General features: G+C 69.4%; 11 protein-coding genes. 7 read left to right on the top strand and 4 right to left on the bottom strand.

What is annotated here, in order from left to right; genetic code table 11:
* Positions 1 to 111: 111 nt before the first annotated feature.
* The 4 genes from ABT063_RS32525 to ABT063_RS32540 all read left to right on the top strand — a co-directional run bounded on the left by ABT063_RS32525 (position 112) and on the right by ABT063_RS32540 (position 6544).
* The gene (locus ABT063_RS32525) at positions 112 to 1329 is read left to right on the top strand and encodes a thiolase family protein (RefSeq protein WP_351063315.1); all 1218 of its coding nucleotides are present in this window, start codon (positions 112 to 114) and stop codon (positions 1327 to 1329) included.
* The gene (locus tag ABT063_RS32530) at positions 1326 to 3467 is read left to right on the top strand and encodes a 3-hydroxyacyl-CoA dehydrogenase NAD-binding domain-containing protein (RefSeq protein ID WP_351063317.1); all 2142 of its coding nucleotides are present in this window, start codon (positions 1326 to 1328) and stop codon (positions 3465 to 3467) included. The genes ABT063_RS32525 and ABT063_RS32530 overlap by 4 nt, the downstream gene beginning before the upstream one ends.
* A 163-nt stretch (positions 3468 to 3630) precedes the next feature.
* Positions 3631 to 5067 (top strand): cellulose binding domain-containing protein, encoded by a 1437-nt coding sequence (locus tag ABT063_RS32535; protein WP_351063319.1) that lies wholly within the window; start codon positions 3631 to 3633, stop codon positions 5065 to 5067.
* Positions 5068 to 5083: 16 nt separating this feature from the next.
* Positions 5084 to 6544, top strand: a complete 1461-nt coding sequence (locus tag ABT063_RS32540; protein ID WP_351063321.1) for a polysaccharide deacetylase family protein — start codon at positions 5084 to 5086, stop codon at positions 6542 to 6544.
* 58 nt (positions 6545 to 6602) lie between these two features.
* On the opposite strand, the gene ABT063_RS32545 is transcribed toward ABT063_RS32540, so the two are convergent.
* The 3 genes from ABT063_RS32545 to ABT063_RS32555 all read right to left on the bottom strand — a co-directional run bounded on the left by ABT063_RS32545 (position 6603) and on the right by ABT063_RS32555 (position 10842).
* Complete coding sequence (locus ABT063_RS32545; RefSeq protein WP_351063323.1) at positions 6603 to 8321, bottom strand: glycosyltransferase; 1719 nt, start codon at positions 8319 to 8321, stop codon at positions 6603 to 6605.
* Positions 8318 to 9589, bottom strand: coding sequence for a nucleotide sugar dehydrogenase (locus tag ABT063_RS32550; protein WP_351063325.1), 1272 nt, complete (start codon positions 9587 to 9589; stop codon positions 8318 to 8320). The genes ABT063_RS32545 and ABT063_RS32550 overlap by 4 nt, the downstream gene beginning before the upstream one ends.
* Before the next feature lie 236 nt (positions 9590 to 9825).
* Positions 9826 to 10842 carry a PLL family lectin gene (locus ABT063_RS32555; RefSeq protein WP_351063327.1) on the bottom strand — a complete coding sequence of 339 codons (1017 nt, stop codon included), beginning with the start codon at positions 10840 to 10842 and terminating at the stop codon, positions 9826 to 9828.
* Positions 10843 to 10874: 32 nt separating this feature from the next.
* On the opposite strand from ABT063_RS32555, the gene ABT063_RS32560 reads away from it, so the two are divergent.
* From ABT063_RS32560 to ABT063_RS32570, 3 genes are read left to right on the top strand one after another with little or no spacing between them, the layout of a single operon-like run.
* Positions 10875 to 11021 carry a hypothetical protein gene (locus ABT063_RS32560; protein ID WP_351063329.1) on the top strand — a complete coding sequence of 49 codons (147 nt, stop codon included), beginning with the start codon at positions 10875 to 10877 and terminating at the stop codon, positions 11019 to 11021.
* Positions 11018 to 11908: an NAD(P)-dependent oxidoreductase gene (locus ABT063_RS32565; RefSeq protein ID WP_351063331.1), complete on the top strand. Its 891-nt coding sequence runs from the start codon at positions 11018 to 11020 to the stop codon at positions 11906 to 11908. The genes ABT063_RS32560 and ABT063_RS32565 overlap by 4 nt, the downstream gene beginning before the upstream one ends.
* A 44-nt stretch (positions 11909 to 11952) precedes the next feature.
* On the top strand, positions 11953 to 12324 hold the full coding sequence (locus tag ABT063_RS32570; protein ID WP_351063333.1) for a PIN domain-containing protein: 372 nt from the start codon (positions 11953 to 11955) through the stop codon (positions 12322 to 12324).
* A gap of 662 nt (positions 12325 to 12986) precedes the next feature.
* Here ABT063_RS32570 and ABT063_RS32575 read toward each other — a convergent pair.
* Positions 12987 to 14510, bottom strand: a complete 1524-nt coding sequence (locus ABT063_RS32575) for an amino acid permease (RefSeq protein ID WP_351063334.1) — start codon at positions 14508 to 14510, stop codon at positions 12987 to 12989.
* Between the last annotated feature and the right edge of the window lie 97 nt (positions 14511 to 14607).

Consider the following 14607-nt stretch of genomic DNA (forward strand, 5'->3'; position numbering starts at 1 on the left):
CGCTCCGGCCTGGGGGGCTGTGCAGCTACGTTACCCATAAGTAGCATGGGTCCTGAGCGCGCGCTCAGCGCATCGCAGCAGTGCAGATCCCGCACCTGGAGGAGAGCCATCGTGCCTCGTACCGTCAGGGACGTCGTCTTCGTCGACGGCGTCCGCACCCCGTTCGGCAAGGCGGGCCCGAAGGGCATCTACCACGAGACCCGTGCCGACGACCTTGTCGTGAAGGCGATCCGGGAGCTGCTGCGCCGCAACCCCGGTCTCGACCCGAAGAAGGTCGACGAGGTCGCCATCGCCGCGACCACGCAGATCGGTGACCAGGGCCTGACCATCGGCCGCACGGCCGGCATTCTCGCCGGTCTGCCGCAGTCGGTCCCCGGCTACTCCATCGACCGCATGTGCGCGGGCGCCCTGACCGCCGTGACCACCACGGCCGGTTCCATCGCCTTCGGCGCGTACGACGCCGTCATCGCCGGCGGTGTCGAGCACATGGGCCGCCACCCCATGGGTGAGGGCGTGGACCCGAACCCGCGGTTCGTGAGCGAGAAGCTGGTCGACGAGTCCGCCCTGTTCATGGGCATGACCGCCGAGAACCTGCACGACCGTTACCCGCACATCACCAAGCAGCGCGCCGACGAGTACGCGGTGCGCTCGCAGGAGAAGGCCGCCAAGGCGTACGCCAACGGCAAGATCCAGGCCGACCTGGTGCCGATCTCCGTACGCCGTACGAACGCGGAGGCGGGCGAGACGGGCTGGGGCCTGGTCACCGCCGACGAGCCGATGCGTCCGGGCACCACCCTGGAGAACCTGGCCGGTCTCAAGACCCCGTTCCGCGTCCACGGCCGGGTCACCGCGGGTAACGCGGCCGGTCTGAACGACGGCGCCACCGCCTCGATCATCGCCTCCGAGGACTTCGCCCGCGAGAACAACCTCCCGGTGAAGATGCGCCTGGTCTCCTACGCCTTCGCGGGCGTCGAGCCCGAGGTCATGGGCTACGGCCCGATCCCGGCGACGGAGAAGGCCCTCGCCAAGGCGGGCCTGTCGATCGAGGACATCAACCTCTTCGAGATCAACGAGGCCTTCGCCGTCCAGGTCCTGGCCTTCCTCGACCACTACGGCATCGCCGACCACGACGAGCGCGTCAACCAGTACGGCGGCGCCATCGCCTTCGGCCACCCGCTGGCCTCCTCCGGCGTCCGCCTGATGACGCAGCTGGCCCGCCAGTTCGAGGAGCAGCCGAACGTCCGCTACGGCCTGACCACGATGTGCGTCGGCTTCGGCATGGGCGCCACCGTCATCTGGGAGAACCCGCACTTCGAGGGGGACAAGTGAGCACCACCGCTGAGCTGTTGAAGGGTGCGTCCGACCTCTTCCCGGACGAGGTCGTCACCCAGGCGCACGTACGCCACCTGGATCTGCCGTTCGGAGCGGGCCGTTTCGCGCTCATCACGCTGGACAACGGCCTCGACCACACCAAGCCGACCACCTTCGGCCCGGCCTCGCTGGCGAACCTCAACACCGCCCTCGACCAGGTCGAGAAGGAAGCCGCGGCCGGCGAGATCGTCGGTGTCGGCATCACCGGCAAGCCGTTCATCTTCGCCGTCGGCGCCGACCTCAAGGGCGTCGAACTGCTGAAGCGGCACGAGGACGCGCTGGCCATCGGCAAGGGCGGCCACGAGGTCTTCAAGCGCCTGTCCGCGCTCGCCGTCCCGACCTTCGCGTACTACAACGGTGCCGCGATGGGCGGTGGCGTCGAGGTCGGTCTGCACTGCGAGTACCGGACGGTCTCCAAGGCCCTGCCGGCCTTCTCCCTCCCCGAGGTCTTCCTCGGCCTGGTCCCCGGCTGGGGCGGCTGCACGCTGCTGCCGAACCTGATCGGCGCCGACAAGGCCGTCTCGGTCATCATCGAGAACTCGCTCAACCAGAACAAGCAGCTCAAGGGCCAGCAGGTCTTCGACCTCGGCATCGCCGACGCCCTCTTCGAGGGCGCGGACTTCCTGGAGCAGTCGCTGATCTGGACGGCGAACGTCCTCAAGGGCGAGATCGAGGTCGAGCGCCCGGTGATCGACCGCGGCGAGGCCTGGGACCAGGCCGTCGCCAAGGGCCGCTTCATCGCGGACAGCAAGGTGCACGGGGCCGCTCCGGCCGCCTACCGCGCCCTCGACATCATCGCCGCCGCGAAGAACGGCGACCTCCAGCAGGGCTACGACGCCGAGGACAAGGCCCTCGCCGACCTGATCATGGGTGGCGAACTGCGCGCCGGCATCTACGCGTTCAACCTGGTGCAAAAGCGCGGCAAGCGTCCGGCCGGCGCGCCCGACAAGAACCTGGCGCGTCCGGTCACCAAGGTGGGCGTCGTGGGCGCGGGCCTCATGGCCTCGCAGCTCGCGCTGCTCTTCCTGCGCCGCCTGGAGGTGCCGGTCGTGCTGACCGACATCGACCAGGAGCGCGTCGACAAGGGTGTGGGCTACGTCCACGCCGAGATCGACAAGCTGCTCGGCAAGGGCCGTATCAACCAGGACAAGGCCAACCGCCTGAAGGCCCTGGTCACCGGTGTGCTGGACAAGGCCGAGGGCTTCGCGGACGCCGACTTCGTCATCGAGGCGGTCTTCGAGGAGATCGGCGTCAAGCAGCAGGTGTTCGCGGAGGTCGAGGCGGTCGCTCCGGCGCACGCGATCCTCGCCACCAACACCTCCTCGCTGTCCGTGTCCGAGATGGCGTCGAAGCTGAAGAACCCCGAGCGGGTCGTCGGCTTCCACTTCTTCAACCCGGTCGCCGTGCTGCCGCTCCTCGAGATCGTCCGCGGTGAGCAGACCGACGACGCCTCGCTGGCCACGGCGTTCGCCGTCGCCAAGAAGCTGAAGAAGACGGCGGTTCTGGTCAAGGACGCCCCGGCGTTCGTCGTGAACCGCATCCTCACCCGCTTCATGGGCGAGATCCAGAACGTCATCGACGAGGGCACTCCGGTCGAGGTCGCCGAGAAGGCCGTAGAGCCGCTCGGTCTGCCGATGTCGCCGCTGGTGCTCCTGGAGCTGGTCGGCCCGGCGATCGGTCTGCACGTCTCCGAGACGCTCAACGAGGCGTTCCCGGACCGCTTCAAGGTCTCCCCCAACCTCAAGGCGGTCGTCGAGGCGGGCAAGCGCGGCTTCTACGTGTACTCCACTGAAAGTGGTCCCGCCAAGCCCGAGCTGGACCCGGAGGTCGCCGCGCTGCTGAAGCAGGGCGACACCGTCCTGACCGAGGAGCAGGTGCGGGCGCGGGTCCTGGACGCGGTGGCGCAGGAGATCGGGCTGATGCTCGACGAGGGCGTCGTCGCCGAGGCCCAGGACATCGACCTCTGCCTGATCACGGGCGCCGGGTGGCCCTTCCACCTGGGCGGCATCACGCCGTACCTGGACCGCGAGGGCGTCTCCGAGCGCGTGAACGGCAAGAAGTTCCTGGCTCCGGGCGTGGCGAGCGTCCCGGCGTAACGCATCACCTCTGAGGGGGGTGGGGCGCATGATAACGATCCATGCGCCCCACCCCCTTTCCCATGCCGCGACGGATAGGATCCTCACACAATCCGACCACTTGTTTACATTGCCCTGACGGTTGTGACCCACGCGCCGATCAGTGTCGTGCGAAGGAGTTTCCGTGGCGACCACCCGCCGCCGCCCACCCCGACGTCGGGTCTGGCCCAAGATCAGGCTGCTCCTGGTGATCTGTGTGGTCGCCGCCGGTGCCACGGCGCTGTATCCCGTGTGGAAGGCGGCGAATCCGGACCCGCCGGAGCTCACCGTCCGGTACCGCACCGACACCCCGGACACGGCCGAGGTGGCCAAGCCGTCCCTCGAGGTGTTCAACGACTCGAAGAAGCCGCTGCCGCTCGCCGATGTGACCCTGCGGTACTACTTCACCGCGGACGGGAACTCGCCGTACGCCTTTAACTGCGTCCAGGCCGCCGTCGGCTGCTCGAACATCGCCGGGACCGTCACGAAGCTCGACAAGTCCGCCGAGCACGCCGACCACTACCTGGAGCTCCGGTTCACCGAGGCCGCGGGCACGCTGAAGCCCGGCGGCAACAGCAAGGGCATCGACGTCCAGCTCTTCCGCGCCGACCACAAGGAGCTGGACCAGTCCAACGACCGCTCCTTCGACGCCGAGAAGACCACCTACAAGGAGTCGAAGACGGTCACCGCCTACAAGCGGGGCGTCCTCGCCTGGGGCGACGAGCCGGACAGCGGCGACGAGAAGGGGGCGTCGGCCAAGGCGTCCGCCGCGCCCGCCCCGGTGCCGGCCGCCCCGGCCGGGGTGCTGTTCGACAACTTCCACTACACCGGCGCCAAGGACCCCGCGCTGTTCAAGCACGGCTGGCTGGTGCGCACCAGCAAGGGCGGCCCCGGCATCGAGAACACGTGGTCGGCCGACGGGGTCACGTTCCCGGGCGAGAAGGACGCCCTGGCCGACGGCCAGGTGCTCAACCTGCGCGCCTCCACCGACGGCACCAAGTCCGGTACCCAGCAGGCGAGCCTGGGCACCGCGAGCCGCGAGTTCCGCGACGGCACCTACGCGGCCCGGATCCACTTCAGCGACGATCCGACCGAGGGTGAGGGCGGCGACCACGTCAACCAGACCTTCTACACCATCGGCGGCAGCGGCAAGACGTACAGCGAGCTCGACAACGAGTACATGCCCAACGGCGGTTGGGGCCGGCTCGGCCCCAAGCTCGACACGGTGAGCTGGTACGACCACAAGTCGAACGACCGCGTCTACACCACGACGAACAAGAGCCTGGCCGGCTGGCACACCATGATGATCACCGTCAAGGACGACGTGGTGACCTACCGCATGGACGGCAAGAAGCTCTTCACCAGCAGCGGCAAGTACGCCCCTCGCTCGGGCATGTCGGTCAACTTCAACCACTGGTTCGTCGACCTGCCGTTCAAGGGTGACCGTTCGTGGGACATGAAGGTGGACTGGCTGTACTACAACGCCAATGACGTCTTGACCGTCAAGGAAGTCAACAACGCGGTCAAGGAATACAGCGACAACGGCATGAACTACTTCGACACCGTGCAGGCGTCTCGTTGAGCAAGGAGCAACCCCGTTGAGCAAGGAGCAACACCGTGGCCGGGACGGCCGACTGAGCCGGCGCGCAGCGCTGCTCATGGGCGGCACGGGAGGGGTCGCGCTGGCAGGCGGCGGTGCCTGGCTGGGCAGCGTGGCGGCCCAGCCCGCGGCCGCCCCGGCGGCCGAGGCGGCCATCGGCGGCCTCACCACGCCGCCCGCCTACGCACCGTCGGGGCGCCGCCCCAAGTACCGCCGGGCCACCTGGTCCCAGCAGTTCCAGGCCTCGCACGGCTGGACGCCGGGGGGCGCGGGCACCGCGTCGGCCGAGGCGAACGACACGTCCGCCTTCGTACGCGGGACCCAGTCGGTCCGCGTCACCACCAACGGCACCGGCAAGCAGTCGTACGTCCGCAAGACCGGTATGGCCGCGCTGAACCTGACCAACAAGATGATCAGGCTGGTGTTACGGGTCGACGACGTGACCAACCTGTCGAAGCTCGTCTTCTACCTGGGCAGCGGATCCCTCGCGAACCACTTCTCCTGGACGTTCCACGCCCATTCCAAGACGGCGGCCAACTACGTCCAGTCCGGCGAGTGGGTGACGGTCCACCTGCAGTGGGCCGACGTCACCAACGCGGCCGGAACGTACTCGGTCTCCGCCTCCGGGGCACCGTCCACCAAGACCGGCTTCACCGACATGTCGTTCGCCGTGTACGACAACGCGGGCGGTCCGGTGACCTACCGGCTGCAGGCCGTCGAGGTGGTACCGGACACCGCCACGGTCTTCCCCAAGGGCGTCGTCTCCATCACCTTCGACGACTCCCACAAGTCGGTCCACGACCTGGCCCGGCCGGTGATGGACCAGTTCGGCTACTCCGGCACGGTCTACAACATCGCCGACGCGATCGGCACCGGCAACTTCCTGACGGTCGGCCAGATGCGCTCGATGCAGGACTACTCGGGCTGGGAGATGGCCGGGCACTCCTACGCGAACGCCACCCACACCGCCAGCTACCCCAAGCTCACCGCGGAGCAGGCGGACGACGACTTCCGGAAGCTGCGCGAGTGGCTGGTGGGCAACGGCTTCTCCAGCGAGCACTTCGCCTACCCGCACGGCGCGTTCCAGAAGACGTCGGACGGCGTTCCGGTGGACCTGATCGCCAGCCGGCACTTCACCACGGCCCGGTCGATCATCTCCGAGACGATCGAGTCCTTCGCCCCGGCGATGCCGTACCGCCTCAAGGCGCTGACCGGCATCAACGACGGCACGGGCATCGGCGGTACGGCGCTGTCGAAGGTGACCGGCGCGGGCGGCCGGCTCGACCGCTGTGCGAACAGCGGTGACTGGCTGATCCTGTGCCTGCACAAGGTCGTCGAGGGCGCTCCGGCGACCAGCACGGAGATCGGCAAGGCCGGTCTCACCGCGCTGATGAAGGCGATCGACGACCGGGGCATCCCGGTGCTCACGGTCGAGGAGGCGATGGCCTACTACACGTGAGGCCTGCCGACGAGCAGAGGGGCGGCCGTATGGCCGCCCCTCTCTTGTGCGTGGCTGCTTACCAGCCCTGTCCGTGCCCCTGACCGTTGCCCTGCTGCCAGGACGGGTCGGCATAGCCGCCCTGTTGTTGCTGAGGGTTGTACCCCTGCTGGTAGGGGTCGGCGGCCCACTGCTGCTGTCCGGCCGTCGACGGCGTCCCCCAGGTCACGGGCTGCTGGGGGACGTGCGCGTGCTGCTCGTCGTAGCCGGGCAGCGGCTGCGGCTGGGTGGGGATGCCGCCTGTCGGGCGGGGCCGGGTGCGCAGGGCCACGCCCTCGAGGCGCATCAGCTGGAGCGTCTCGGTGACCTTCTTGTCGGAGTACGGGTCCTCTTCCTCGAAGATCTCCGTCACATCGGCCTCGTGGTCGCCGGCCACGGACACCTCGACGCCGCCCTGGCGGGTGCCCCAGCTGCCCTTGTGCAGAGTGAACAGGGCGTAGAAGCGCAGCGGGGTCAGCAGGGTCAGCTGGATCACGCCGTAGATCGGCGCGAGCAGGAACATGCCGAACCGCTTGATGAAGCCCATGCCGCGGCGCGGGAAGTCGAGGTACCGCACATTGCGCAGGTACCCCATCAGGACCATGAAGATCAGGTAGTCGCCGATGTGGTTGACGAACTGGTCCGGCTTGATGATCGGCAGGATGACCATCGAGTAGAACATCGCCGAGCCGAAGACCAGCCACAGCGCCAGTTCCATGCAGGTCAGCCAGAAGGCGGGCCGGTACTTCTTCTGGTGCCTGAAGGCCCACAGGGACTCGCGGAAGAAGGACTTGTTCCAGCGGACCTGCTGGCGCAGGAAGTGCGGCAGCTTCTCGGGGACGGCCGTGTAGCCGACGGCGGTCTCCTGGAAGACGACCTGGCCTTCCATCAGGCAGTAGTTGGTCATCCGGCGGTCGTCGCCGAAGACGGCCGGCTTGCCCAGGAACTGCTGGTTGAGGAAGTCCGGCAGGTACTTGCGCACCAGCGTGCCGCGGTAGGCGGACAGCGCGCCGCAGCAGCACAGGACCGACTTCAGGCGCGAGTAGGCGGCCCGCTCGAAGAGGAAGGAGTTGCCGTAGCGCAGGTCTTGCAGGCGGGTGAAGATGTTGCTGTCGTGGTTGAGGGCCAGCACCATGCCGGTAGAGGCCATGATCTTCTCGTCGGCCAGCGGCAGCAGCAACTCGCGGACGGTGTCCCGGGACAGGACCGTGTCCGAGTCGACGCAGAGGAAGATGTCCGAGTACGGGGCGGCCTCGAAGCCCAGCGCGAGGGCCTCGCGCTTGCCCTTGTTCTCGGGCTGCACACTGACCGTGTACTTGACGCCCTTGGCCTCGAACTCGCGGCGCATCTTCTTCGCCGCCCTGATACCGGAGTCGTTGGCGCTGGCGTCGTCGATGATGTGGATCTCGTTGGGCAGGCGGCTCTGCGCGAGGAGGCTGCGCATGCCCTGCTCGAACATCACCGGGTCCTCGTTGTAGATCGGGATGACCGCGGTGACCCAGGCGTTCTCCAGGTACTCCAGCTCCTCCCGCCCGGCCTTGGCCGGACGGTAGAAGAGGGCGCCGAACATCTTCAGAGCCAGCAGGCCCATGGCGCCCATCGAGTACAGGTGCAGAGAGCCCGCGTCGAGCCGGGTGGCGATCAGCGCGGCCAGACCGAGGAAGACGAAGTACGAGACCTTCAGGTGCCTGCGCTTGCGGTGGCTCTGACGGCCACCGGAGTCGACGGCTCCGGGTATGTAGGTGTCCTCGGAAGTCACAGCTTGACCACCCGCGGGTGATCGGCGGACTTGCCCCGGGTGTCGAAGAGCGACCGGGCGCGGTCGGCGAGCACGTCCAAGTCGATCTCGCGGTGCGGCTGGAGCAGGATGGTGAGGTCGACGGACTCGGCCTCGGCGAGGTAGTCGTCGACGCGCCGCACGCTCGCGCCGCCGACCTGCCAGTCCGTAACGCGCGGGTCGAAGTAGACGAGTTCCGCGCCGCGCGCGAGGAGGTTCTCCGCGACGGCCATCGCCGGGCTCTCCCGCTGGTCGGATATGTCCGCCTTGTACGTCACGCCGAGCAGCAGGACGCGCGAGCCGCGGACCGCCTTGCCCTGGTCGTTGAGGAGGTCGGCCGCGCGGTTGACCACGTGCACGGGCATGCGCTGGTTGATCTCCTGCGCCAGCTCCACGAAGCGGAACGGTATGCCCAGCGAACGAACCTTGTACGACAGGTAGTTGGGGTCGATCGGGATGCAGTGGCCGCCGACACCCGGGCCCGGGTAGAAGGGCGCGAAGCCGAAGGGCTTGGTGGAGGCGCAGCGGATCGCGTCCCAGAGGTCGACGCCGATCTCACGGCAGAACATCGACATCTCGTTGACGAGCGCGATGTTGACGTGCCGGTAGGTGTTCTCCAGGAGCTTGGCCATCTCGGCCTCGCGCGTGCCCTTGGCCTCGACGACACGGCCCACGAAACGCTCGTAGAGGGCGCGGGCGGCCTTGGTGCAGTCCGCGGTGATGCCGCCGACCACCTTGGGCGTGTTCTCCAGGCCGAACGAGGGGTTGCCCGGGTCGATGCGCTCCGGGGAGAAGGCGAGGTGGAAGTCCGTGCCGACGCGCAGGCCACCGGCCTCCAGGCGCGGGCGGACGACCTCGTCGGTGGTGCCCGGGTACGTCGTCGACTCCAGCACCACGAGCGTGCCGGGCCTGAGGTGGGCCGCGATGTCGTCCACGGCGGCGTGCACCGCGCCGAGGTCAGGGGCGCCGTGGTCGGTGAGCGGGGTGGGGACACAGACGACGACGGCGGCGGCGTCCGCGATGACCTCGGCCCCGTCGACGGCCTCGAAGCCCTGGCCGAGCATGGCGCCGACTTCGGCGTCGGTGATGTCGTCCACGTGCGAGCGGCCGGCGTTCAGCCCGTCGACCACGGGTCGGCTGCGGTCGAGACCGACCACCTTCATGCCCGCGGCAGCGGCGGAACGGGCCAGCGGCAGCCCCACGTAACCGAGTCCGACAACGACAAGATCCACCGTGGAGGATCTGCTCACGACAACATTCCCAACCCCGTTCCGGCGTCAGCCGGGTGCCGGTGCTACATCGGTCTCCCGATAATTCGAACAAACGCAGGGAGGCTAGCAAGCATTTTCACCTTTTAACCACAGCTTCTTAAAGTTTCCTGAGTGCCACTTGTCACGCATCGGCCCATACAACCCTCACTGGGGTTCGTGTGTCTCTGGTCCCTGACGGCCACCTGTCACGGGACCAGGGGCTTCCTGCGCGGGCGTCAGACCTGGCGCCAGGCCTCCAGCGCGAGGCCCGGCTCGTCCTTGCGGCGGGTGAGGAGCAGCTGTCCACTCGTCGGGGAGAGCGTGGCCGCGACCACCCGGTCGTCCTCGTCCACGGCCAGGGACACCTCGGCGTCCGCGGGGAGTTGGGGTCCCGACTCGGTCCACCAGGCGCCGGCCGCCTCCTGCTCGGTGGGGTAGGCGGCGAAGGCGACCCGGCCGCTCGCCGAGCGCTGGGCGAGCAGCGTGCAGTCGTGGCCGTCGAGTTCGCAACGGACAGCGCGGACCGGGCCGGGCCCGGCGGAGGCGATCAGGGTGACCGGCTTGGCCCCGGGGCGCCAGACGCACAGGTCGCCGGAGGTGTCGGTGTAGAAGAGGGTGGTGCTCTCCGGGGAGGTGGCGAGGGCGTGCAGGGTGCCGGGACGGACCGGGGTCTCGATCGTCTCCTCCAGGACGGGCTCGGCGCCCGGCTTCTCCTGCCGCCAGTGCACGATGCCGTCGGGGGTGGCCGCGTACAGCTCGACGCGTCCGGACTCCCCCGTCACGGCCGCCAACTCCTCCTGTACGTCACGCCCCTTGAGGTCGCGCCACGGGCCCCAGCCGCCCTTCTCCTTCTGGCCGAGCATGCTCACGCCGCCGCCCTTGTTGCGGACGAAGACATGGGCGCGGCCCTGGGCGTCGACCGCGACGGCGGGCGTGCCGGTGCGCTCGCCCCTCTTGTTGGGGTGCCCGATCGGGATCCAGTCGAGGGCGGCGAGCCGGGGCCGGAAGTGCGTGGAGTGGACGAGGCCTGACTCGCCGCGGGCGGTGGGCCGCCAGGAGACCAGATGGGCGTAGCCGTCGGCGCCCTGGCCGACCGCGAGCAGGGAGTGCAGCTTCTGGTCGCCGCCCACGCGACGGGGAGCGTCCCACGGTCCGCCGGGCCCGCGCTCCGCCCGGCACAGGACGGCGTCGCCCGCAGGCAGATACACACTGAGCCGGCCGTCGCGGCCGCGGATGAGCCAGTCGCCGTTCACCAGTTCACTTTAAGCAAGGGGGAGCGCCGGGCGTGTCCCGGCCCCGGCTGTCTACCGTCGAGGCCAAGAGCAACAGGCCGAACGAGAGGCCGTTCGAGAAGTCGAACGAGAAGCCGTCCGAGAAGCTGTACGAGAAGCCGTACGAGAAGCCGTACGAGAACAGGAAGCCGACGTCATGACCGACACCCTCACCGTGAGCGTCCTGGGCACCGGGATCATGGGGGCCGCGATGGCCCGCAACCTCACCCGCGCCGGACACACCGTCCGCGCTTGGAACCGCACCCGCGACAAGGCCGAACCCCTCGCCGCCGACGACATCGAGATCACCGACACCCCCGCCCAGGCCGTCCAGGGCGCCGACGTCGTCCTGACCATGCTGTACGACGGTCCGGCCGCCCTCGGTGTCATGCGCGAGGCGTCGCCCGCGCTGCGCTCCGGCGCCGCGTGGGTGCAGTCGACGACCGCCGGCATCGAGGCGATCGGCGAGCTGGCCGACTTCGCCCGCGAGCACGGCCTGGTCTTCTTCGACGCGCCGGTGCTGGGCACCCGGCAGCCCGCCGAGGCGGGGCAGTTGCTCGTCCTGGCCGCCGGTCCCAGTGAGCACCGGGGAGCCGTGGTGCCCGTCCTCGACGCCGTGGGAGCGCGCACGGTGTGGACCGGTGAGGACGGCGCGGCCGGCAGCGCGACCCGGCTGAAGCTGGTGGCCAACAGCTGGGTCATCGCCGCCACCAACGCGGCCGGTGAGGTCCTGGCGCTGGCGAAGGCCCTGGGCGTGGATCCGCAGAGCTTCTTCGACGCCATCGCCGGCGGGCCGCTCGACATGGGTTACCTGCGCGCGAAGGCCGGGCTGGTCCTCAACGACCAGCTGTCCCCGGCGCAGTTCGGGGTGTCCACGGCCGCCAAGGACGCCCGTCTGATCGTGGAGGCGGGCGAGCGGTACGGCGTCCGTCTCGACGTGGCCGCCGCGAGTGCGGAGCGGCTGGAGCGGGCCGCTGCGCAGGGGCACGGCGACGAGGACATGGCCGCCGCGTACTTCGCGAGCTTCGACGAGAAGCGGGAGGAGTGACTTGGCGGTCCGTTGAGCTCGGTCGACCGTGGGACCCTGACCGCATGGACGACAACGCCCCTCTGCTCGTGATCGTGGACGCCGCGAACGTCGTCGGGTCGGTGCCCGACGGTTGGTGGCGGGACCGGCGGGGGGCCGCGGAGCGGCTGCGGGACCGGCTGGCGGTGGACGGGGTGCCGGGGCATGCGGGGCCCGTGGAGGTCGTTCTCGTGGTCGAGGGGGCGGCGCGTGGGGTGGAGTCGGTGCCGGGAGTGCGGGTCGAGTCGGCGCCGGGGAGTGGGGACGATCACATGGTCGAGCTGGTGGCGGGGGCGGGTGAGCGGCCTGTTCTGGTTGTTACGGCGGATCGTGAGCTGCGGGGGCGGGTGCGGGAGTTGGGGGCGGATGTGGTGGGGCCGCGGGCTGTTCGGCCGTGAGGTGCCCGGGGTTGGTGCCGGGCGGGGATGGGTCGCCCGGCCCGGCGCGGGCTGACGGCGTCGGCTGCGCCAAGTGCCAAGGTGCCGGCCCCCCGTTCAATCGCCCGGCATGACGGCTGAACGGAGTGGGTCGCCCGGCCCGGCGCGGGCTGACAGCGTCGGCTGCGCCAAGTGCCAAGGTGCCGCCCCCCGTTCAATCGCCCGGCATGACGGCTGAACGGAGTGGGTCGCCCGGCCCGGCGCGGGCTGACAGCGTCGGCTGCGCCAAGTGCCAAGGTACCGCCCCCCGTTCAATCGCCCGGCATGACGGCTGAACGGAGTGGGTCGCCCGGCCCGCCGCGGGCTGACAGCGTCGGCTGCGCCAAGTGCCAAGGTGCCGCCCCCCGTTCAGTCGCCCGGCATGACGGCTGGGCGGGGGTGGGTCGCGCGGCCCGGCGCTACGGGGCGCCGCACGCTGTGGGTCGGGAGCCGCCCCAGCGGCACGACTGCCCGCAGCCTGACGGCCAGGCGGGGCAACACCCGCAGCCTGGCGGCGTCGGATGGCTGCGGCGGGGTGGGAGCCGCCGCGCACGGCTGGACGGCATCGACTGGGGGTCACGTTGTCCGGCCCCGCAGTCCGTGGGGAGAACGGGACTACGGGGCCGGTGAGGGAATCGGCTCGGCTACTCGGTCTCGCCGGGCTTCGGTTTCAGTACCTCGCCGACCGTGGTCTCGTCGTGCCGGCCCAGGCGGCTGTGGGAGCGGCCGTAGAGGAAGTAGACGAGGAAGCCGGCGGCCATCCAGATGCCGAACCGCACCCAGGTCTCGGCGGGCAGGTTCAGCATCAGCCACAGCGAGGCGCACACCGACAGGATCGGGATGAACGGCACCCACGGGGTGCGGAAGGCCCGGTGCAGGTCGGGGCGCGTCCTGCGGAGGATGAGTACGCCGATGGCGACGACCACGAAGGCGAACAGGGTGCCGATGTTCACCAGTGCGGCGAGTTCGTTCAACGGGGTGAAGCCCGCGAGGATCGCGATGACCACGCCGAGCAGGATGGTCGGCCGGTGCGGGGTCTTGAACCGGGGGTGGACGCGCGAGAAGAAACGGGGCAGCAGTCCGTCGCGGCTCATCGCGAAGAAGACCCGGGTCTGGCCAAGGAGAAGGATCATGCAGACCGTCGTCAGGCCGACCGCCGCGCCGAAGCTGATGAAGCCCGCGTACCAGGGGTGCCCGGTGGCCTTGAACGCGTCGGCGAGCGGCGCGTCGACGGACAGTTGGCTGTAGTGCTGCATGCCGGTCACGACGATCGACACGGCGACGTACAGGGCCGTGCAGATGAAGAGGGAGCCGAGGATGCCGCGCGGCATGTCGCGCTGCGGGTTCCTGGTCTCCTCGGCGGCCGTGGCCACGACGTCGAAGCCGATGAAGGCGAAGAACACGACGGAGGCGGCGGTGAAGATGCCCATCACGCCGAAGTTGGAGGGCGCCCAGCCGAACATCAGCTGGATCAGCGGGGCTTGGAGGCTCTCCCCCGCCGGCACGTCCTGCGCCTTCGGGATGAACGGGTCGTAGTTGTCGCCGTCGATGAAGAAGGCGCCCGCGATGATGACGACGAGGACGACCGTCACCTTGATGGCGACGACGAGCGAAGTGATCCGCGCGGACAGCTTCATGCCGAGGACGAGGATGCCGGTGAGCACCAGAACCAGGGCGGCGGCGAGGATGTCGAAGCCGAAGTCGCCGGCCCCTTCTCTGCTTCCCAGCGCCGCGGGCATCTCCCAGCCCGCGTTGTCCATGAGCGACTGGATGTAGCCGGACCAGCCGACGGCGACCACCGCCGTGCCGAGCGCGAACTCCAGGACCAGGTCCCAGCCGATGATCCAGGCGGGCAGTTCACCGAGGGAGGCGTACGAGAAGGTGTACGCGGAGCCGGCCACCGGGACCGTGGAGGCGAACTCGGCGTAACAGAGCGCGGCGAGCGCGCAGACGACGCCGGCCGCGGCGAAGGCCAGGGCGACGGAGGGGCCGGCGTTGTTCTTGGCCACCGTGCCGGTGAGGACGAAGATGCCGGTGCCGATGATGACGCCGACGCCGAAGACGGTCAGATCCAGCGCGGACAAGGATTTCTTGAGCGCGTGCTCTGGTTCCTCGGTATCCAGGATGGACTGCTCGACCTTCTTCGTCCGGAAGAGGGTGCTGCTCATGGGTACCTCCCACGCTGTGTCGTCCTCGACATGATCGAGAGGGGGCGTAGTCCGTATGCCCCGGCGCGGGCGGGTTCACGCGAACGGGCCGCGTCCA

The organism is Streptomyces sp. NPDC002838, assembly GCF_040295365.1.
GTDB lineage: Bacteria > Actinomycetota > Actinomycetes > Streptomycetales > Streptomycetaceae > Streptomyces.

Coding starts and splice junctions, on each gene's coding strand:
- ABT063_RS32565 (WP_351063331.1), top strand. CDS start 11,018: ATGACCGACACCCTCACCGTGAGCGTCCTGGGCACCGGGATCATGGGG.
- ABT063_RS32570 (WP_351063333.1), top strand. CDS start 11,953: ATGGACGACAACGCCCCTCTGCTCGTGATCGTGGACGCCGCGAACGTC.
- ABT063_RS32575 (WP_351063334.1), bottom strand. CDS start 14,510: ATGAGCAGCACCCTCTTCCGGACGAAGAAGGTCGAGCAGTCCATCCTG.